Raw genomic sequence first — 20280 nt, 5'->3', positions numbered from 1 at the left:
GAAAGCGGGAGCGGAAGGCCGCATCGGGAGACGGGAGCTGAAAGCCGGAGCGGAGGACTGGAGCGGGAGACCGGGGCGGAACGGCCGGAGGGAGGACCATGTCCCTGGTGGTGGGGGTGGACATCGGCAACTCGACCACGGAGGCGTGCGCCACGCGCGTCGGCGAGGACGGGCGGGTCGACTACCTCTGCTCGGCGCTGGGCAGGACGTCGGGCGTGAAGGGCACCGTGGAGAACGTCGCGGGTGTCGTCGAGGTCGTACGCCTCGCCCTCGCCGGGGCGGGGTGCGATCCGGCCGGGCTCCGGGCGGTACTCGTCAACGAGGCGACCCCGGTGATCAGCGGACTCGCGATGGAGACCATCACCGAGACGATCATCACCGAGTCCACGATGATCGGGCACAACCCGGAGACGCCCGGCGGCGTCGGGCTGGGGACCGGCACCACCGTGGCTTTCCCCGAGCTGCCGCGATGCGCCGCCGGGAGCGCGGTGATCTGCGTCGTCGGCGCGGGCGTCGACTTCGAGGACGCCGCCGAGGGGATCAACGCGGCCGTCGCGCGCGGGGTCCGGGTCACCGGCGTGGTCGTCCGCGCCGACGACGCCACCCTGATCGCCAACCGGCTGGGCGAGCCGGTACCGGTGGTCGACGAGGTCACGCTGGTGGACAGGGTGCCGCTGGGCATGCCGGCCGCCGTCGAGGTCGCCGAGCCCGGCCGTACGATCAGGACCCTGTCCAACTCCTACGGGATCGCCACGGTGTTCGGGCTCGACCCCGAGCAGACCCGCATGATCGCGCCGGTGGCGCGGGCGCTGGTGGGCAACCGCTCGGCCGTCGTGGTGCGCACCCCGGCCGGGGACGTCACCGACCGCAGGATCCCGGCCGGTGCCCTCACCCTGATGGGCGAGAAGGTCAGGCGGTCGGTCGGGATGGACGCCGGGGCCGAGGAGATCATGGCGACGCTGCGGCGGGTGCGCCCCCTCGCCGACGCCGCCGGCGAGCCCGGCACGAACGTCGGCGGGATGCTCGCCCGCGTCCGCGACACCATGTCCGACCTGACGGCGACGCCCGCCGACGCCGTACGCGTCCAGGACGTGCTCGCCGTGGACACCTTCGTGCCGCAGCGGGTCACCGGCGGTCTGGCGGGGGAGTTCGCGCTGGAGAACGCGGTCGCGCTGGCCGCGATGGTACGGACCAGCAGGGGGCCGATGGAGCTGCTCGCCGCCCGGCTGCGGGCGGCGCTCGGCACCGAGGTGCTGATCGGCGGGGTCGAGGCCGACATGGCGCTGCTGGGCGCGCTCACCACTCCGGGGGCCGGTCGGCCGGTGGCGATCCTCGACCTCGGCGGCGGGTCCACCGACGCGGCGGTCGACACCGGCGACGGCGAGACGCGCTCGGTGCACCTGGCGGGCGCGGGCGACCTGGTCACCAACCTGATCGACTCCGAACTCGGGCTGGAGAACCCGGAACTCGCGGAGGAGATCAAGAAGTTCCCGCTGGCGAAGGCGGAGAGCTTCTTCCACGTCCGGATGGAGGACGGCACCGTCCGCTTCTTCGACAGCCCCCTGCCCGCCGACACCTTCGCCCGCGTCGTCACGCTCACCGGCGACGGGATGCACCCGATCCCCACCCGGCACGGCGTGGAGAGGATCCGCCGGGTACGCAGGTCGGCCAAGCACCGGGTCTTCGTGGTCAACGCGCTCCGCGCGCTCGAACAGGTGGCCCCGGGCGGCGACCTCCGGCAGCTCGGCTTCGTGGTGGTCCTCGGCGGTTCCGCGCTGGACTTCGAGATCCCCGACATGATCGCGGAGGCGCTCGCGGAGTTCGGGATCGTCAGCGGGACCGGCAACGTGCGGGGCCGCGAGGGCCCCCGCAACGCGGTGGCCACCGGCCTGGTCGTCAGCCACGCGTCGGCACGGGCGGCGGGGACCGTGGTGGGTGGCCGATGACGTACGGGGAGCGGAACCGGCCCGCCGTGGTGGTCTTCTGCCATCCGGCCCCGGGAAACAGGCAACACCTGCGCGAGATCGAGGCCGGCATGGAGGAGGAGGGCGTGCCGTACCGCGTCGAGGACGGACGCGCCGACGTCGGTGACGGACGTGTACATGTCGAGGACGGACGCGTCGGTGCTGAGGACGGACGTGTTCGCGTTGAGCACGGACGCGTCGGTGTCGGTGACGGACGTGTTCGCGCCGAGGACGGACGCGTCGGTGCCGAGGACGGCCATGTCGGAAGCGGGGCGGGTGGTGAGGCGGGGGGCGAGGCGCGGGAGCTGGCCTTCGCGGCGGCCCAGGCGTCCAGTCTCGATGTCGGGGTGGGCGTGGACGCCGCGGGGAACATCTGCGTGCACCACGCCAAACTCCCGCCGGACGCGCCCGCGGTGGCGGGCACCGCCTCGGATGCCCGCGTCATGGGACACAACGCGGCCCGGCTGGTCGTCGGCGTCCCCTTCAAGAAGTCCGAGCAAGAAGTCCAAGTAGGAAGTCCGAGCAGGAAGTCCGAGCAGGAAGTCCGAGCAGAGGGAGGACCCCCGGCATGCCTGATCGCATCGCCACGACACGATGGACCGGTGACCTGACCACCGGATCGGGAACGGTCACGCTCGTCTCCTCGGGAGCGGGCGGGTTCACGTTCTCGCTGCCGACCCGGGCGGGTGCGGCGAACGGCCAGACCAGCCCGGAGGAGCTGGTCGCCGCGGCGCACTCCGCCTGCTACAGCATGCAGCTGTCGGCACTGCTCACCGCGGCCGGAACGCCCCCGGAACGGATCGACACCACGGTGACGGTGTCCCAGAACCTGAGAGGTGAGGCCTACCTGATCACCGAGATCCGGGTGGTCGTACGGGCCGCCGTCCCGGGCGCCGACCCGGAGGACTTCCGCCGGGCGGCGGAGAGGGCGAAGGAGACCTGTCCCGTCTCCGTGGCCCTCGGTGGCACGGAGATCACCCTGGACGCCGAGCTGGAACAGGTGTCCACCTAGGAGAACATCGCAGCCTGGCCGTACGGGAACTCGCCGGTGACGGATTCGCCGGTCACGGGTCATCCGGCCGGGGACTCGCCGGCCGGAGAGTCTCCACCCGGAGAGGTGCCGGCCGGAGACTCGCCGGCCAGGGAAGGGAGACTCACATGTCCGTACGACTCGGCCTCGCCGGTGCCCGTCACGTGCTGGACGCCGCGCTGGAGAAGGCGGACGAGCTCGGCCTGCCCATGAACATCGCCGTGGTCGACGGCGGCGGGCACCTGCTGGCGTTCGCGCGCCAGGACGGCGCGATCCTCGCCGGTGTCGACATCGCCACGCGCAAGGCCCGTACCGCCGTGCTGATGGCGATGACCACCGAGCAGCTGGGGAAGGCCGCCGCGCCCGGCGGCTCCCTTCGCGGCATCGAGGTGACCAACGAGGGTCTGGTGATCTTCGGTGGCGGCATCCCGCTGGCCGGGGCGGGCGGCGCGGTCGTCGGCGCGATCGGGGTGAGCGCGGGGAGCGTGGAACAGGACATCACGGTCGCCCAGGCGGGGGTGGACGCCTTCGCCGCGTCTTCGGGACCCGCCGTACGGGGATCGCCCGCGCCGAGGGCCGACCGGGCGGTTCGTCGCGAGGTGGAGGAGGGGCCATGAGATAGAGGCGGGGGCGACCCGAGGGCGACGACGGCACGGGTGGCTCCACGCGGCCGAGGTGGCCGCGGCGACCGAGGCGATTACGACGACCGAGAGGAGGCGGCCGAGTCCGGGCGGAGACGGAGGGTCCTTGTGCTCTCACTTCGTCCGTAGTCTGATTGAGAGGAATTGTTCATCGGGCCGAGCGTTCACGCACCCCGGACGGTTTCGCGGTGCGGGCGGACGCGCGGTCCGGCACAGCGTCTCTGAACAGGAAGGGAGCCGACGCTGATGACGGTGACCCTGGAAAAGAGCGTCGAGGACTTCATCACCACCCCCCACAAGTTGTTCATCGACGGACAGTGGGTGGACGCGGCGTCCGGCAGGACTTTCGCGACCCCCAACCCCGCTACCGGACAGACCCTGGCGAACGTCGCCGAGGCCGACGCAGAGGACGTCGAGCGGGCGGTGCGCGCCGCTCGCAAGGCCTTCGAACACGGACCCTGGTCACGGATGACCGCCTCCGAGCGAGGGCGGATCATCTGGAAGATCGGTGACCTGATCCTGGAGCACGTCGAGGAGCTGGCCCAGCTCGAATCGCTGGACAACGGCAAGCCGGTGGCCGTGGCACGGGCCGCGGACGTCCCGCTCGCGGCCGACCTGTTCCACTACATGGCGGGCTGGGCGACCAAGATCGAGGGCAACACGATCGCGCTGTCGGTGCCGTACATGCCCGGCGCCGCGTTCCACGCCTACACCCTGCGCGAGCCGGTTGGCGTGGTCGGCCAGATCATCCCGTGGAACTTCCCGCTGCTGATGGCGGCCTGGAAGCTCGGGCCCGCGCTGGCGACCGGGAACGTCGTCATCCTCAAGCCCGCCGAGCAGACACCGCTGTCCGCCCTGAGGCTGGCGGAGCTGATCGCCGAGGCCGGGATGCCCGACGGCGTGGTCAACGTCCTGCCCGGGTACGGCGAGACCGCCGGTGCGGCGCTCGCCGCGCACGACGGCGTGGACAAGATCGCCTTCACCGGCTCCACCGAGGTCGGCAAGCTGATCGTGCACGCCGCGGCGGGCAACCTGAAGAAGGTCACCCTGGAGCTCGGCGGCAAGAGTCCCAACATCGTCTTCGACGACGCCGACCCCGACATCGCCATCCAGGGCGCGGCGAACGCCATCTTCTTCAACCACGGGCAGTGCTGCGTGGCCGGATCCCGGCTGTTCGTCCAGCGCGACCGGTTCGACCAGGTGGTGGAGGGTGTCGCGGAGATCGCCCGGGGCATCAGGCTCGGTCCGGGCATGGAGCCCGACACGCAGATGGGGCCCCTGGTCTCCGACGAGCAGCTGCGCCGGGTGACCGGCTACCTGGACTCGGGGCGCGAGGAGGGCGTCCAGACGCTGGCCGGCGGTAACCGGCACGGGGAGCGGGGCTACTTCGTCCAGCCCACCGTGCTCACCGACGTACGCCCGGAGATGAAGGTCGTCCGCGAGGAGATCTTCGGGCCGGTGGTGGTCGCCTCACCGTTCTCCGACCTCGACGAGATCGCCGCGGAGGCCAACGCCACCGACTACGGGCTGGGGGCCGGCATCTGGACCCGCGACATCTCCAAGGCGCACGCCCTCGCAAGCAAGATCCGCGCGGGCACCGTCTGGATCAACTGCTACAACGTCTTCGACGCGGCCCTGCCCTTCGGCGGCTACAAGCAGTCGGGCTGGGGCCGTGAGATGGGCCACCAGGCCCTCGACGCCTACACCGAGGTGAAGTCCGTCTGCACCCAGTTGCAGACCTGATCGCACCACACACCGGACCCGTGCCCGCCCACCGTACGACAACAGGTGGGCGAGCACGGGTCCGGTCTTTTGCCAGGGGGGACCGGTCCCGCGCCTCAGCGAGACGACCCGACCCTTTTCCGGGCCGTCCGTCCGCGACAGTGGTTGCGGGGGCTTCGGAGCGGGAGCCGTCCGGAGTGAAGTGGTCGCGAAGGCTCCGGACCGGGAGTCGTCCACGGTGGTCGTGGAGGTCTCGGACTGCGAGTCGTCCGTGGTGGTCGTGGAAGTCCCGGACCGGGAGCCGTCCGCGTCGGTCGCGTTGGCCTCCGGTTGCGGAGACCTCATGACCGGGTGCCGGACGCGGGCTCCAGCAGGGACCAGCTCCGGTCGTCCCCCCAGATCGAGGACGCGTCCACGTACGGGCGCAGCAGGGCGGTGAGCTCCGCGTCGCCCCGGCCGTTGAGCTCGTCCGACGCTATCTTCCTCGCCGCCCCGGCGAGGAGGTCGGCGACCTGGATCCGCGCGTCCGCGTACGAGGCGACGAACCTCAGGCCGGTCAGCCGGGCCGTCGGCGACCAGGGGAGCCCGTCGGGCCGTGGCTCGCCCAGCATCTCCCTGATCCGCGCGACGCGTTCCTCCGTCAGCGTGGTCTGCCGGTCGTGGACGATCGAGACGGGCCTCGTGCCCTCACCCCAGTAGGCGACGGCCCGGACGATGGCCGGGATCAGGGGGTCCAGCGACGGAACCCCTCTCGGGTCGTCGAGAAGCCGCGTCAGGAAGGAGTGCACCCGAGGTCTGGCCCGCCAGAGCAGTTCCATGATCTCACCGGCCTCGCTCCCCGCACCGGCGAGGCGCAGGTCGCCGACCACGCCGAAGAACGCCTCGGCGACCGTCTCCGCGCTCCGGCCGTTCCCCGCCCCTCGGCCGATCTCCGGACTCCGGCCGTTTCCCGCCCCCCGGTCGTTCCCTGCCGCCTGGCCGTTCCCCGTGGCCCGGCCGTTCTCCGTCCCCTGGCCGTTCCCGGCGCTCCGGTCGTTTCCCGCTCCCTGGCCGTTGCCCGGGTTTCGGCCGTTTCCGGTGCGTAGCAGGTCGTTGGACGACTCCAGGAAGGCCTGCCAGCGTTCGTGCCCGAACGTGCGCCGGCCCTCGCGGTACAGGGTGGCGGCCATGGCGTCGGCCTGCCGGTCCTGCCGGCGGTCCCGTCGCAGGCCCGTGTCCGGGGTGTGGCCGGTCTCCCCGGTGAGCAGCCCAGCGAGCCTGCCGACGACGAGGAACGTCTTGTCGGTCAGGTGCACGTGGGCTTTCCCGTGGATCGGCCCCGACGGCCCGAGCAGCCAGGTGAGGGCGGGCCTGTTCTTCTCGCGAAGCAGGACGTTCGCCTTGTACTCCACCGCCGGGGAGGGGGCCCTGTCCCGTATTCCCTGAATGCAGCTCGCCGCCGATTCGACGTCCATCCACAGGCTGGCGTGGGTGAAAACGTCGGTGTTTCCCCCGATGAGTTTCTCGCCCTCCGAGCCGGACTCGTCGCAGCTGATTTCCAGGGATCGATCGGCCGATACGGATTGTGCCCGCATAATGTCCTTGCGATATCGGTCACTGCCCGGTTCCATGACTAATGGACGATTCTTTAGGATACGTCACCCTGATAGTCGCGCAACGGATTTTTCCCTCCACGCAGCCGGCGGTGCGCCGTACCGTGCCGGTGGCCCCATCTCCGAGGTGACCGGCGCGGCCGGCCCGTCGGCCGCTAGCATGGAGTGATCTTCGCGGCCTCCGGTGCCCGAGACCACCCCTTCCGGTGTCCGAGACCACCGGACGGGAACGCCGCGCCGTTCCGCGGCGAGGACATCCGACCATCGAGCCCGGAAGGCCCTGACCCCGAACATGGCCACCGTCACCGTCGTGATCCCGACGTTCAACGAGGTGGACAACCTTCCGCCGCTCGCGGAGGCGCTGCTCGCGTTGCCGCTGGACGACCTGCGCGTCCTGGTCGTCGACGACGGCTCCCCCGACGGCACCGGGAAGGTGGCCGACGGGCTGGCCGCCGCGCATCCCGGCCGGGTCGGCGTGGTGCACCGGCGGCTGAGGGAGGGGCTCGGGCGCGCCTACGTCGACGGCATGGAGACCGCGCTCTCGGCCGGTACGGACTTCGTGGTGCAGATGGACGCCGACTTCTCGCACCCCGTCGACGCCGTGCCGCGCCTGCTCGACACCGCGCTGGCGACGGGGGCGGCGTGCGTGATCGGCAGCCGGTACGTGCCGGGCGGGACGCTGGCCGCCGAGTGGGGCCTGCGGCGGCGGGCCCTGTCGAGGTGGGCGAACATCTACGTCCGTACCATCCTGCGCGTCGGGTTGCGGGACGTGACCGCCGGGTTCAAGATCTGGCGGGCGGAGAGCCTCGCCGCCCTGGACCTCGGCGCGATCTCCTCGGGGGGCTACAGCTTCCAGGTGGAGATGCACTATCGGGCGATCAGGGCGGGGATGACGATCGCCGAGATCCCGATCCATTTCTCCGACCGCCGGGCGGGCAGTTCGAAGATGAGCCTCCGGGTGCAGCTGGAGTCGGCCCTGATGCCGTGGCGGTTGATCTTCAAGCGTTGAGGGGCCCGCGCGGCGCACCGGTTTCCGCGCGCCCGGCGCCGGGTCCCCCGCCGTGGGAACGAAGAGCGCCCCGCCGGGCCGACCTGGACCGGCAAAGGCGCTAAATGTCGCCTTTATCGATAAACGTCAAGCTATATCTGCTTGATGGTTATTTGCGATTGATAAATTTGCTTCACTGGGATCTGCCGGTATGTCATGCGACGGGTGTTGTACTGCTGATCGGTAATGTCGGAAGGTGTGACGCATCATCTCAATGCGTCTGGGTGGCACAATACTCAAAGAAAAGATCAATATTATGATATATGCCAATCGATCTCGCGGGACGGCGCGGAAGATGGCCCGTTCGGGGCTGACCGGGATCCTCGTGACACTGATCACGATGGGGGCCGTCGCCGTACCCCGTGCCGCGAACGCGGCGGCGCCGGTGCCGCTGGGCACCGCCGCGAACTTCACCGCCCTGGCCTGGGACGCCATCGGCAACGTCGGCGCCACAGTGATCACCGGGGACGTCGGTGAGTGGCCGGGCGCGGCGTTCGGCGGCTTCCCGCCCGGCGTCATCACCGGCACCGTCCACCTGACCGACGCCGTCGCCCAGCAGGCGCAGACCGACGCGACCACCGCCTACAACGACGCCGCCGGACGGACCCCCGACGCCACCGTGGCGCCGCAGCTCGGCGGGACCACCCTGACGCCCGGGGTCTACGACTCCACGACCGGCGCCTTCGTGGTGACCGGGAACCTGACGCTCGACGGGCTCGGCGACCCCAACGCGGTCTTCATCCTCCAGTCCGACACGCTCGACACCTCACCCGCCAGTACGGTGACCCTCGTCAACGGCGCCGCGGCGCGCAACGTCTTCTGGCAGGTCGGCGGGCTGGTCAACCTGGGAGCCGGTTCGGCCTTCGCCGGTAACGTCCTGGCGATCGACACCATCGAGCTGTTCAACGGCGCGAGCGTGAACGGCCGCCTGCTGGCCACCACCCACGGGGCGGTCCGCTTCGACACCAACGCGGTCGCCGCGCCCGCGCCCCCGGTGTGCGGGGTCGCGACCACCACGACCGGGCTGACCTCGACGTGCGCCGGGGGGAGCGACAGCGCCCCGATCACCTTCACCGCGACGGTGACGGCGTCGGACGGGAGCATCCCCATGGGCAGCGTCACCTTCGTCACCGACGGGATGACCCTGGGGACGGCCCAGCTCGTGAACGGTGTCGCCTCCCTGACGACCTCGACCCTTCCCACGGGGGTGTACCGCATCGTCGCCTACTACCCGGGTACGGCCCAGCTCGACCCGAGCACCTCGCCCGTGCTGATCCAGCGCGTCGGCCTCGGCTGCCCGTGCACGCCGACGACCACGGTGGGCCTGGTCACGGTGCGGGTCAACTCGGAGACCGGCGAACCGGCACCCGGGGAGAGGGTCCGTACCCAGATCGTGCTTGGCAGGAGCGCGTAGGCACATAGGCGCGCAGGCACATGAGCACGTAGCCGGGCGACCGGCGCCGCCGGTCGCACACCGGCCGGCGGCGACCCCCTCTCCAGGACCCGGCGAGGAGCGCCGGGCCGCGTGCTCACGCCCGAGGAGCGTCGGACCGGGCACTCACGCCCGAGGAGCGTCGGGTTGCGTGCTCACGCCCGAGGAGCGTCGGACCGGGCACTCACGCCTGAGGAGCGTCGGACCGGGCACTCACGCCCGAGGAGCATCGGGTTGCGTGCTCATGCCCGAGGAGCATCGGGCCGCGCACTCACGCCCGAGGAGCGTCGGGTTGCGTGCTCACGCCCGAGGAGTGCCGGGCCGCGTGCTCACCCCCGGGGATCGACCAGGGCCTCACCCGGCCGATCGGCGGGTTCGCGCCTCCGCGCCTCGTGAAGGTGGCGGACGAGGCCGATCTCGGAGACGTTCTTGGTCAGCTCGACGGTGACCCAGCCCGCTATGTCCACCAGCCTCTGCTCCTGCCCCCACGGCAGCCCGGCGGTCCTCTCGGTGGAGTCGAGGTCGGCGTCGGTGAGCGGCAGCAGGGCCGCCCGCCAGTCGTCCCTCAGCCCGCGCAGCCAGCCGGCCGCGGCCGCGGCGCCGCCCGGCCAGGTGATCTCCTCGCGCGCGGGCGCCCCCGGCCCGAAGCAGTGCCCGAGGGTGGTCGTCCACCAGAAGCCGATGTGCCAGGTCAGCCACCCGATCGAGACGACCGGCGCGGGATCGGGCTCCGGCACCTCCCAGTCGGCCACCCAGCGGCCCCGGCCGTCCGGCCGGACGGTCCAGCAGCCCGCCGCGGGCTCCCAGAGGCAGGCCGGGTCGTCGAGGTCCTTCAGGTGGTGCTCGAACAGCGCCCATGCGATGTCGAGTTGCCGGATCAGCAGATCAACGCGAGGTACGGTCACCCGGGAACCCTGGCACCGCCCCCGGCCGCCCCGCCACCGGTTTTCACCGCGGGAAAGGCCGGGCGCGGGCCGGGCGGCGCGCGGGCCGGCGCAGGTCGGGCGGGGGCCGGCCGGGACGGCGCGATCGTCGGGTATGGTGGCGCCATCCGATCCGGGTACGTGCCCGGCGAGGGGAGCGGACCCTGTCCCCGTCCGTGTCCCTCTCCCCGTCCCCGTCCGTGGTGGGTCGCCCCACGCGCGATCGCGGCCGGTGGGGATCGTCGGTTCGTCAGGAGGATCGGATGCGGGGACGAGCACACGGGGAAGCCCTGTCACCGGTGACGGGAACGATCGCCCGCGCCGCGGATGTGCGGGGTGCCTGAGGAGGGCGTCGTGCCCGCACCGAGGGGACGCCGTCTCAAGACGATCGCCGACCTGCCAGCCGAGGTGTTCGACGAGGCGCGGGTGGCGGCGGTGCTCGCCACGCGGTTGCTGGACGGTGAGCCGGAGCAGGTCTTCGACGACCTGACCGAGCTGGCGGCGACCTCCGCCGGGGTCGAGCGGGCCTTCGTCACCCTGGTCGACGACCGGCGCTCGTTCTGGCTCAGCGCCATCGGCATGGGAGCGCTGAGCGCCGGCGAGCGCCAGAACGCGGTGGAGGAGAGCCCCTGCCACATCCTCATCGCCACCGGCCGGCCGCTGATCGTCTCCGACGCGGTGGCCGACCCGCGGATGCGGGACCTGGCCGCGGTGGACAAGCTGGGCATCGGCGCCTGGGCGGGCTATCCCATCCACGGTCCCGGCGGTGAGGTGCTGGGCGGGTTGTGCGTCGTCGACTCCCGCTCCCGCGACTGGAGCGAGCGCCAGGTCAAGACCCTGGACACCCTGGCCAGGGCGGTGACCGCCGAGATCCGGCTGCGGCACGCGCTGGTCACCGCCGAGCGGCAGGTACGCGAGCTGGAGAGCTCCTTCCTCGCCTCCACCGAGCTGGCGCGCACGCTGCAGCGAAGCCTGCTGCCGCCCGTCCTCGCCCAGGTGCCCGGCCTCGAGACCGCGGCCCTGTACCTGTCGGCGAGTGGCGGGGCGGAGGTGACGGGCGACTTCTACGACCTGTTCCCCGTCAGCGGCTCGCGCTGGTGCGTGGTGCTGGGGGACGTGTGCGGCAAGGGGGTGGAGGCGGCGACGGTCACCGCGCTGGCCCGCTACACCCTGCGCGCCGACGCGCCCAGGCACCTGTCGCCCAGCCGGGTGCTGGACCAGCTCAACGACGCCCTTCGCGCCCAGCAGGTGTCGGTGGGCCGCTTCCTGACGGTCGTCAGCGCGATCTTCCGCCCCGAGGGCGACAGGTTCGTCGGCCTGCTGTGCACCGCCGGGCACCCGCCGGCCCTGCTGCGCCGCGCGGACGGCACCGTGCACGAGCTGTTCGGCGCCGGGGCCGCGCTGGGCATATTCGACGACGTCGACCTGCACAACGTGCGCTTCGAACTGGACCCCGGCGACGTCCTGCTCTTCTACACCGACGGCGTCACCGAGGCGCGCCAGAAGGGCGGCGTCGACTTCTTCGGCGAGGAGGCCCTGGCCCGGCTGCTGGCCGGTTGCGCGGACCTGAGCGCCCAGCAGGTCATCACCCGGGTCAGGGACGCGGTCCTGGCCCACACCGGCGACGAGGCGAGCGACGACACGGCCCTGCTCGCCCTGCGCGTACCCCCGCGGCCGAGGTAGGCCGCGCCACGCCCGCGCGTCGAGGATGCCGGGGCGGGGGGCCGGGGGGCCGCACACTGGAAGCCGGTGGTGAGACGCGGTCGCGGTAACCGCCGTGGCCCGGCCCGCGGGGGGACCGGGCCGTCCGCGGGGGGATCGATGACCATATCCAGGCGTCACGTGGTGGCCGGGCTCGGCGCGTTCGCCGCCTCCTTCGCGGGGAGGTCACCGCAGCCGCCTCCCACCCCGCTGACCGTTCCGGTCGGTGTCCCCGCCGACCGGCTGGCCCGGGACGAGGGTTTCTGGGGCACCGTCGCGCGGCAGTACCGGGTCAGCCCGGACTTCGTCAACCTGGAGAACGGCTACTACGGGATCATGCCCGAGCCGGTGCGCCAGGCGTACCACCGCAACGTGGACCGGCTGAACGAGCTGAACTCCCACCTGCTGCGCACCTCCTACGCCGGCCGGGCCGACCAGGTCAGGAAGCGCGTCGCGGCCGTCCTGGGCGTCTCCCACGAGGAGATCGCCCTGACCCGTGGCGGCACCGAGGCCCTGCAGAACCTGATCGGCGGCTACAACCGGCTGCGGCCGGGCGACGCGGTGATGTACGCCGACCTCGACTACCACAGCGCGCGGTACGCGATGAACTGGCTGCGCGACCGGCGCGGGGTGAGCGTCGAGCGGATGGTCGTCCCCGAGCCGGCGACCCGCCAGGCCGCACTGGACGCCTACGCCCGCGCGCTCCGCGACCGTCCGCGGGTCAAGCTGCTGCTGCTCAGCCACATGAACAACCGCACCGGGCTCGTCCTGCCGGTGGCGGAGATCGTCACGATGGCCCGCGACCACGGCGTCGACGTGATCGTCGACGCGGCCCACTCCTGGGGGCAGCTCGACTTCACCCTCGGCGACCTCGCGGCGGACTTCGCCGTGTTCTCCCTGCACAAGTGGATGGGGGCGCCGCTGGGGTCGGGCTTCCTCCACATCCGCAAGGACCGCCTGGCCGACATCGATCCCGCCTTCGCCGACGAGACCTACTCTCGCCATGACATCCGCTCGCGGGTCCACTCCGGCACCATGGACGTCGCCCCGATCCTCACCGTGGGCACCGCCCTGGACTTCCACGACACCCTGGGCGCCGCGGTCAAGCAGGCGCGGCTGCGCTTCCTGCGCGACCGCTGGGTGCACCAGGTGATCGACCTGCCCAACCTGGAGATCCTCACCCCCGAGGATCCCGCGATGTACGGGGCGATGACCGCGTTCCGGATCACCGGCCGCACGTCGGAGGCCGACAACGTCGCGATCGCCAAGGACCTGATGGACCGGCACCGGATCTTCACGGTGCGCCGAGGCGGGCCGGCGCGCGGCGACTGCGTCCGGGTGACACCGGCGCTGTTCACCTCCCGGGACCAGGTCGACCTGCTCGCCGTGGCCGTACGCGAGCTGGCGTCGCGGACGGGCCGCTGAACGCGGGCCCCGGCCGGAGCCGTGTCACGAGCGGGGAAGGCCGGTGCCCACCGGTTCACGGCACCTTTCGGGGCATCTTCCGCGGTACCTTTCCGCGATCGTGGACGTCTCGGACGGCGGGTCCGCCACCTGCTCGGACCCGCCCGTGCGCGGTCCTCGGTCGCGCCCGGGGTTCCACCGGGGGTTCCGGGCCGGGCCGGGGCGGACCGGATCGTCGGCCCGGCCCGGAACCCCCGCGCTACTACGCCGTCGCCCGGACGGCCTCCGGTGAGGGCGCCAGGCGTCCCGATCGGTCCAGGGCGGCGACGGCGGCGGCGCAGCCCAGGCCGATCAGCGCCAGGGCCAGCCACGGCAGGGCCGGCAGGCCGGCCCGCGCGCCCAGGTCCAGGGCCCACCCGGTGAGCAGGTTGCCCGCCGCGATGCCGAATCCGGCCAGGGTGCTGTAGAGCCCGTAGTACGTGCCCACCAGGTGCCGGCCGCCGAAGGTGGCGATGGTCGCCATCTCGAACGGATAGATGATCATGGTGGCCAGGCTGAGCAGCACCGCCGTCCCCAGGACGGGAACCAGCGCGAGCATCCCGGCGACACCCCCCGACGGGACGGCGACGGTGCCCGCCCAGGGGGCGGCCAGGGCCAGGGGGACGAAGGCGAGCCCCATCACGACCAGGCCCCGGGCGATGGCCTGCGGCGGCCGCCACCGCCGGGCCGCCCACGCCGTCAGCCGGGCCTGACCGGCGATGGTCATCACCGCGGAGACGGCGAACACGAGGGTGATCCCCAGCTCGCCGCCCGTCACCCGGCGGACCTCCAGCGGCAGCCCCAGGTAGACCTGGAAGTTCAGCACGTAGGAACCGGCCATGGCCAGCGAGAACAGCAGGAACGGCCGGTCGCCCGCCACCCCGCGCCAGGCGGGCAGCACGCCCCGCCCGTCCCCTCCGGACTCCCGGGTGGTGTTCCCGGGCAGGGCCCGCATCTGGGCGACCGTCAGGGCCGCGAACATCACCCCCGCGACCAGGCAGACGAGCCTGAAGGCCACCGCGTTGAGCAGCAGGCCGACGAGCGGCCCGACCAGGATGCCGACCTGGGAGAAGGCGTTGAACACGGCGAACGCCTCGACCTTGCGCGCTCCGGCCTCGCGGGCGAGGTAGGCCCGTACGGCCGGGTTGAACAGCGCGCCGGCGAACCCCGTCAGCGCCGAGGCGATCACCAGAGCGGGCAGGGAGTCGGCCACGGCCAGCAGCAGGAACGCGACCGTGCGCAGCCCGCACCCCGCGACGATCATGGGCTTGTGGCCGAGCCGGTCGGCGAGCGTGCCGCCGACCAGGAACATGCCCTGCTGGCCGAGGTTGCGGATGCCCAGGACCAGGCCGACCAGCGCGGCCGGCAGCGCCAGCGTCCCCGACAGGTGACCGGCCAGGTAGGGCATCAGCATGTAGAAGCCGGTGTTGATGGTGAGCTGGTTGACCAGCAGCAGCCTCACCGGCCGGTCGAAGGAACGGGCCAGGGCCAGGGTGCCTCTCACGGCCGGACCCCCTCGCCACCGGCGGGCGCCGTCCCCTCAGTGGTGGCGGTCGCGGCGGCTCTGGTACGAGTGCCGTCTCCCGAGGTGGTCCGAGGCGTTTCCTCGATGCTGTTTCCCGAGGTGGCCTGGGCTGTTCTCGCGGTGCTGTCTCCCGAAGTGGGCCGGGATGTTTCCGCGGCACTGTTTCCCGAAGTGGACTGGGATGTTTCCGCGACGCCGTCTCCCGAGGTGGTCCGAGGTGTCTCCGCGGCGCCGTCTCCCGGGAAGGCGGCCGGGTCGAGCACGGTCGCGCATCGGGTCCAGCGCGTCGGTTCGCGCTCGGCCGGGTGGGCGATCTCGTCGGGGTCCGCCGCCGGGGGCGCGCCGAGCAGGCCGTGTTCGGCGCAGTAGTCGTCGTTGAAGACGGTGTCGAAGTAGCGGTGCGGGCCGTCGGGGAAGATCGCCGCTATCCGGGTGTGGCCGGGCAGCTCGCGGGCGAGCCAGGACGCCACCAGGGCCACCGCGCCGACGCTCCAGCCGCCGGTGGCGTACCGCAGCGCGGCCAGCCGCCTGCAGGCCCAGACCGCCTCCGAGGGCGCGACCCAGTGAACCTCCCCGAAGGACTCGTACGCCACGTTGCGCGGGTGGATGCTGCTGCCCAGGCCGCGCATGAGCCGGGGGCGGGCGGGCTGGCCGAAGATGGTCGAGCCGACCGCGTCGACACCGGCGAGCCGCAGGTCGGGGTAAAAACGCCGGAGTTCGCGGTAGACGCCGGCGCTGTGGCCGCCGGTGCCCACGCTGCACACCAGGACGTCGATCCGCCCGAGCTGGCCGGCCAGCTCCACGGCCAGTCCCGCGTAGGCGGCGACGTTGTCGGGGTTGTTGTACTGGTCGGGGCAGTAGGCGTCCGGGTGCTCGCCGAGCAGTTCCCGTACGCGCTGACGGCGGGCCTGCTGCCAGCCGCCCACCGGGTGCGGTTCGGTGACGATGACGACGCGGGCCCCGTAGGCCGACAGCAGGCGGCGCATCAGCGGTTCCATGCCCGGGTCGGTCACCAGCGTCACCGGGTGGCCGTGGACGATGCCGGCCAGCGCCAGGCCCAGCCCGAAGGTCCCGCTGGTGGATTCCACGATGGGCGCTCCCGGCCGCAGCAGGCCGCGCTCGCGTGCCCGTTCGACGATGTAGAGCGCGGAGCGGTCCTTGATCCCGCCGGGATTGCCGCTCTCCAGCTTCGCCCAGAATCCGCGTCCCCGTCCCGAGGCGATCTCGGGAACCCAGAGCACCGGCGTGTTGCCGACCACGTGGTCGGGAGTGTGGCAGGTGGCCCCGGTGATCAGCCGGCTGAGCGAGGCTGTGTCGATCTGTGAAGAGTTAAGGGTGTATGTCATGATCCGTTTCCCATGGTTGCGATGTGGTCGACTCGCTTTTGGGCACGCGGAAGCGACGGCTCACGCCGTTCGTGTCGAGCTTGAGTCGATGCCAGGCGGCCCGGTGGGCCGGTCTACACGCGGGAAACGGATTTGAGAACGAGGAGCGCGGCTCCCGGCGGCGGGCACGCGGGCCGCGAAGATCGCCGGGTGGGCGGCGACGAGGGGGGCGCGGGCACCTCGGTGCTCATCGTGTCGGCGACGGCGGGGCCGGTCTGCAGCAGAGGGCGCATGTCGGTGATCTGGGCCCCGGCGGCCGCGCCGCACAGGCGATGATCGTGGTCGACGGGAAGGCGGGGGCACGGCGCGTGCTCGCTCGGCACCGCGGCGGGGGGTCCGGTGTTCGAGCCGCCGGCGGAGATCGCCGTCTGCGCGCCGGGCGCGTGGTGGTGCGCCGCGTGAGCGTGGGCGGCGGCGTACAGCGCCAGATGGATCAGCACGACGATGCCGAGCACGGTCAGGCACAGCGTGAAGGCGATGCCTCCGCGCCGAGCGACCCGCCGTATCGACACGATCATGACCACAAACGTACATCACCATGTGTGGTCGTTCGACTCCGGGGTGTGATTTTGCGCTCCGGGTGGACGGGCCTGGGTGAGGCCGGGCCGCTGGGCGGCCGTGGCGACCTCGCGCGGGACGGGCCTCGGGGTGTGGCGCCGGTGTGGCGTGGGCGGCGCGGCCTGCTGGCGCTGCGGATTTATCCGGGACAGCGCGACGCGCTCGCCGAACCCGACGACGGCGGGCGCCTGCGCGCGCTGTCCATGATCGCCGGGATCTACAACCTGTTGTGGGCGGTCGTCGTCGTCCTGATGATCGCCCGCCCGGGTGCCTATCCGTGAGCCCGTCCCGGGACGATCCGCTCCCGCCCACCCGGGACGGGGCCGTCGCCACGCGTGTTGGTAGCGTCGAAAACGGGAGCGGTTCATCACCCTCGACGCCGTGGGCGCGTACCGGGTCATGATCGACCGGCGGTCGTCTCGGCGGGTGTGACCCGTGAGACGTGTGCGGTGGCCGACATGGCAGGGGGGACGATCGATGACCGGACGGACGACGCGTTTGAGGCGGTTGCTCGCCGCCCCCGAGATACTCGTGGCGCCGGGCGCCTACGACGGGACGGGCGCCAGGATAATCAAGGAGCTCGGCTTCCAGGCGCTGTACCTCAGCGGTTTCGAGACCTCGGCCAGCGTGCTGGGACAGCCCGACGTCGGCTACCTGACGATGACGGAGATGGTGGCCCGGGTCGGGGCCCTCTCCGAGGCCGTCGATCTCCCGCTGATCGCCGACGGCGACACCGGCTACGGGAACCCGCTCAACGTCCACCGCACGGTCCGCCAGTACGAGAAGGCCGGCGCGGCGGCGATACACATCGAGGACCAGACCTCCCCCAAACGCTGCGGGCACATGCTCGGGCGTCACGTCGTCCCGAAGGAGGAGATGGTCGAGAAGGTCAGGGCGGCCGTCGACGCCCGGCGGGATCCCGACTTCGTGATCATCGCCCGCACCGACGCCCGCACGACCATGGGACTCGACGAGGCGCTCGACCGGGGAGCCGCCTACCACGCGGCGGGCGCCGACATGCTGTTCGTCGAATCACCCGAGAGCGAGGACGAGATGCGGCGGATCTGCGCGACGTTCCGGGGTGTCGTCCCGGTGCTCAGCAACCAGATCGAGGGCGGCCGCACGCCGACGCCGGGCGTCCGCGCACTCCAGGAGATGGGTTACGCGCTCGCGATCTTCTCGCTCGGGACGGGGTTCGCCGCGGCCAAGGGGATGAGGGACTATCTTGAGACACTCGCGGCCACGGGCGACACGAGCGGGGTGCTCAAGGACATGATCCTGTTCGATGAGTTCAACAGGCTGATCGGCCTGGACGAACACGCCGAGCTCGACCGGCGCTACCAGGTCCCCGGCTGACGACGCCGCTTTCCGGCGGAAGCCGTTCCGTGCCCGCGTACCCCGAGTCGCTTGACGACTCAGGGTATTTTATGGTTACTTAGTAGGAAATGTAGACAATAGATGACGGGGGCCCGGGACGCGGTGGCGCGGTCACGGGCCCGGCTCGCGGACGACGGCGACGGCTGAGCCGAACAGAAGGCGTTGATTCTTTGCGGCCGGTGGGGGATGCGAAAATCGCATCGATGACCGCTGCTTCTTTTCTCGGCGGAGAGTCGTATGGAATTAATGGGTTCTCAGGTTGAAATCGACCGGCCGCTGGACGTGCCGTACCGGAAAAGCGGCGGCGCGGGAACGGCGACGATTCATGAATTGTCGCGATTCTCGGCCGTCCCGCTCGCCTCCTCCCTGGAATTCCTCAGGGAGGTGTTCGACGACGCGGGCCTCGACGAGAAAACATCGGCACGGGTCGCGGACCTGTTCGGCCAATGGCTTCGGGAAAGGTCCTCCACCGGAGAGGCCGGGACGCCGCGGTCGGTGCGGCGGCTGCTCTGGCGGGGGCGCGTGGACCAGGCCGTGCGGACGCTGCGGGAGCTCGGCGACTCCGCGGGTCCCGGCAGGCGGGCCGCTGGACCGTTCCGCGACCTGGCCGACTGGATCTCCTGCTGGTACCCGGGCCTGCGGGTCCGCCCGGCCGCGGGGGATCGCGACGCCGATCCGGCCGACGGGCCCGAGGTGACCACCGGCCTGGAGGGGGTACGGGTGCTCTCCGCCCTCCTGACCGGGCACGACGGGCGGAAGGCCGTCGACCGCGCCGAGCAGGTCCTGCGGCTGTGCCCCATGGGGAGGACGGCGCTGGACTCGCTCACCGCCGCGCTCGTCACCCTGATCTACGCCGACCGGGCTGACCTCGCCCGGCGGTGGTGCGAGCCGCTGCTCGAACAGACCACGACCCACTGCGCCCCGAACTGGCAGGGGATGTTCGCGGCGATACGGGCCGAGACCGCGGTTCGCCAGGGCCGTCTCCAGGAGGCGGAACGGTGCGCCCACGCGGCGCTCACCCACATGCCGACGGCCGCGTGGGGAGTGGCCCTCGGCTTCCCCCTCGCCGCCATGGTGGCCGCGAAGGTCGGCATGGGCAAGTACGAGGACGCCGCGCGCTACCTGGCCGTACCGGTTCCCGAGGCCATGTTCGAGACGCCGGTCGGGCTGCACTACCTGTTCGCGCGCGGCGGCTACCGGCTGGCGACCGGTGCCCCCGAGGCCGCCCTCGCGGACTTCCGGACCTGCGGTGATCTCATGAAGAGCTGGGACATCGACCTGCCGGGGATCGTCGCCTGGCGTCTCGGCGCCGCCCAGGCGTGCCTGGACCTCGGCCGGATCAGGGAGGCGAGAATGCTCGTCGACGACCAGCTGGCCGCCCTGGGCCCGGCCATGACCCGTACCAGGGGAGCGGCCGTGACCCGCACCAGGGGAATCGCGACGCGCCTGCGGGCGGCGACGCTCGCCGTCGAGGCGCGCCCGGCCGTCCTGGAGGAGGCGGTGGAGATCCTGCAGGCCTCCCAGGACCGGTTCGAGCTGGCCCTCGTGCTCGCGGAGCTCGGCCGCGCCCACTCCCGCCTCGGGGAGTCCCACCGGGCCAGGGCCGTCCAGCGCAGGGCCCGCCACATCGCGAGCACCTGCGGCGCCGAGCCGCTGACCGGCGCGGTCTCGCCTCCGGGGAGCCCGCCGGGTCCCTCAGAAGGCGCCGTCCCCGCGGGTCCCGGCCTCCCGGGCACCGGTGACGCGGACCTCAGCGACGCCGAGCGCAGGGTCGCCACTCTGGCGTCCCAGGGATATACGAACCGGCAGATCTCCGGAAAGCTCTATGTCACGGTGAGCACGGTCGAGCAGCACCTGACCCATATTTACCGGAAGCTCGGCGTTTCCCGCCGGGGCGATCTCCCGACTTTTCTTGACTAACTCTCCGGTCAACTACCCC

Annotated in this window: 17 protein-coding genes; 12 read left to right on the top strand and 5 right to left on the bottom strand. The window is 71.9% G+C overall.

Going from position 1 to position 20280, the window contains the following annotated elements:
• The first annotated feature begins 98 nt into the window (after positions 1-98).
• From ABT053_RS18065 to ABT053_RS18045, 5 genes are all read left to right on the top strand, one after another.
• Complete coding sequence (locus ABT053_RS18065) at positions 99-1946, top strand: diol dehydratase reactivase subunit alpha (RefSeq protein ID WP_350970186.1); 1848 nt, start codon at positions 99-101, stop codon at positions 1944-1946.
• The gene (locus ABT053_RS18060) at positions 1943-2575 is read left to right on the top strand and encodes a glycerol dehydratase reactivase beta/small subunit family protein (RefSeq protein WP_350970185.1); all 633 of its coding nucleotides are present in this window, start codon (positions 1943-1945) and stop codon (positions 2573-2575) included. Before ABT053_RS18065 ends, ABT053_RS18060 begins: the two co-directional genes overlap by 4 nt.
• Positions 2533-2976: an OsmC family peroxiredoxin gene (locus tag ABT053_RS18055; RefSeq protein ID WP_350970184.1), complete on the top strand. Its 444-nt coding sequence runs from the start codon at positions 2533-2535 to the stop codon at positions 2974-2976. The genes ABT053_RS18060 and ABT053_RS18055 overlap by 43 nt, the downstream gene beginning before the upstream one ends.
• A 146-nt stretch (positions 2977-3122) precedes the next feature.
• Positions 3123-3611, top strand: a complete 489-nt coding sequence (locus ABT053_RS18050; protein ID WP_350970183.1) for a GlcG/HbpS family heme-binding protein — start codon at positions 3123-3125, stop codon at positions 3609-3611.
• Between the two features lie 270 nt (positions 3612-3881).
• Entirely contained in the window at positions 3882-5378 is a 1497-nt protein-coding gene (locus ABT053_RS18045; protein WP_350970182.1) for an aldehyde dehydrogenase family protein, read from the top strand.
• Between the two features lie 320 nt (positions 5379-5698).
• Here ABT053_RS18045 and ABT053_RS18040 read toward each other — a convergent pair whose 3' ends face one another.
• Positions 5699-6811 carry a hypothetical protein gene (locus ABT053_RS18040; RefSeq protein ID WP_350970181.1) on the bottom strand — a complete coding sequence of 371 codons (1113 nt, stop codon included), beginning with the start codon at positions 6809-6811 and terminating at the stop codon, positions 5699-5701.
• Between the two features lie 430 nt (positions 6812-7241).
• On the opposite strand from ABT053_RS18040, the gene ABT053_RS18035 reads away from it, so the two are divergent.
• Both ABT053_RS18035 and ABT053_RS18030 read left to right on the top strand, forming a co-directional pair.
• The gene (locus ABT053_RS18035; RefSeq protein WP_350970180.1) at positions 7242-7958 is read left to right on the top strand and encodes a polyprenol monophosphomannose synthase; all 717 of its coding nucleotides are present in this window, start codon (positions 7242-7244) and stop codon (positions 7956-7958) included.
• Between the two features lie 364 nt (positions 7959-8322).
• The gene (locus ABT053_RS18030; RefSeq protein WP_350970179.1) at positions 8323-9411 is read left to right on the top strand and encodes an ice-binding family protein; all 1089 of its coding nucleotides are present in this window, start codon (positions 8323-8325) and stop codon (positions 9409-9411) included.
• Positions 9412-9758: 347 nt separating this feature from the next.
• Here ABT053_RS18030 and ABT053_RS18025 read toward each other — a convergent pair whose 3' ends face one another.
• Positions 9759-10334: a DinB family protein gene (locus tag ABT053_RS18025; RefSeq protein ID WP_350970178.1), complete on the bottom strand. Its 576-nt coding sequence runs from the start codon at positions 10332-10334 to the stop codon at positions 9759-9761.
• 372 nt (positions 10335-10706) lie between these two features.
• Between ABT053_RS18025 and ABT053_RS18020 the strand changes: the two genes are divergently transcribed.
• Both ABT053_RS18020 and ABT053_RS18015 read left to right on the top strand, forming a co-directional pair.
• Positions 10707-12035 (top strand): PP2C family protein-serine/threonine phosphatase, encoded by a 1329-nt coding sequence (locus ABT053_RS18020; protein WP_350970176.1) that lies wholly within the window; start codon positions 10707-10709, stop codon positions 12033-12035.
• 138 nt (positions 12036-12173) lie between these two features.
• Entirely contained in the window at positions 12174-13478 is a 1305-nt protein-coding gene (locus tag ABT053_RS18015) for an aminotransferase class V-fold PLP-dependent enzyme (protein ID WP_350970175.1), read from the top strand.
• Between the two features lie 241 nt (positions 13479-13719).
• Here the strand turns inward: ABT053_RS18015 and ABT053_RS18010 are convergent, their stop codons facing one another.
• From ABT053_RS18010 to ABT053_RS18000, 3 genes are all read right to left on the bottom strand, one after another.
• Positions 13720-15000 (bottom strand): MFS transporter, encoded by a 1281-nt coding sequence (locus ABT053_RS18010; protein ID WP_350970174.1) that lies wholly within the window; start codon positions 14998-15000, stop codon positions 13720-13722.
• Positions 14997-16367, bottom strand: a complete 1371-nt coding sequence (locus ABT053_RS18005) for a PLP-dependent cysteine synthase family protein (protein ID WP_350970173.1) — start codon at positions 16365-16367, stop codon at positions 14997-14999. The genes ABT053_RS18010 and ABT053_RS18005 overlap by 4 nt, the downstream gene beginning before the upstream one ends.
• Positions 16368-16480: 113 nt before the next feature.
• On the bottom strand, positions 16481-16924 hold the full coding sequence (locus tag ABT053_RS18000) for a hypothetical protein (RefSeq protein WP_350970172.1): 444 nt from the start codon (positions 16922-16924) through the stop codon (positions 16481-16483).
• 45 nt (positions 16925-16969) lie between these two features.
• Here ABT053_RS18000 and ABT053_RS17995 point away from each other — a divergent pair, with 45 nt between their 5' ends.
• From ABT053_RS17995 to ABT053_RS17985, 3 genes are all read left to right on the top strand, one after another.
• The gene (locus ABT053_RS17995; RefSeq protein WP_350970171.1) at positions 16970-17245 is read left to right on the top strand and encodes a hypothetical protein; all 276 of its coding nucleotides are present in this window, start codon (positions 16970-16972) and stop codon (positions 17243-17245) included.
• A gap of 196 nt (positions 17246-17441) precedes the next feature.
• Positions 17442-18320, top strand: a complete 879-nt coding sequence (locus tag ABT053_RS17990; RefSeq protein ID WP_350970170.1) for an isocitrate lyase/PEP mutase family protein — start codon at positions 17442-17444, stop codon at positions 18318-18320.
• A 351-nt stretch (positions 18321-18671) separates the two neighbouring features.
• Positions 18672-20261, top strand: a complete 1590-nt coding sequence (locus tag ABT053_RS17985; protein WP_350970169.1) for a helix-turn-helix transcriptional regulator — start codon at positions 18672-18674, stop codon at positions 20259-20261.
• The last annotated feature ends 19 nt before the right edge of the window (positions 20262-20280 follow it).

The organism is Streptosporangium sp. NPDC002524 (genome assembly GCF_040295985.1).
GTDB lineage: Bacteria > Actinomycetota > Actinomycetes > Streptosporangiales > Streptosporangiaceae > Streptosporangium.
This window is presented reverse-complemented; position numbering and strand designations above follow the sequence as displayed.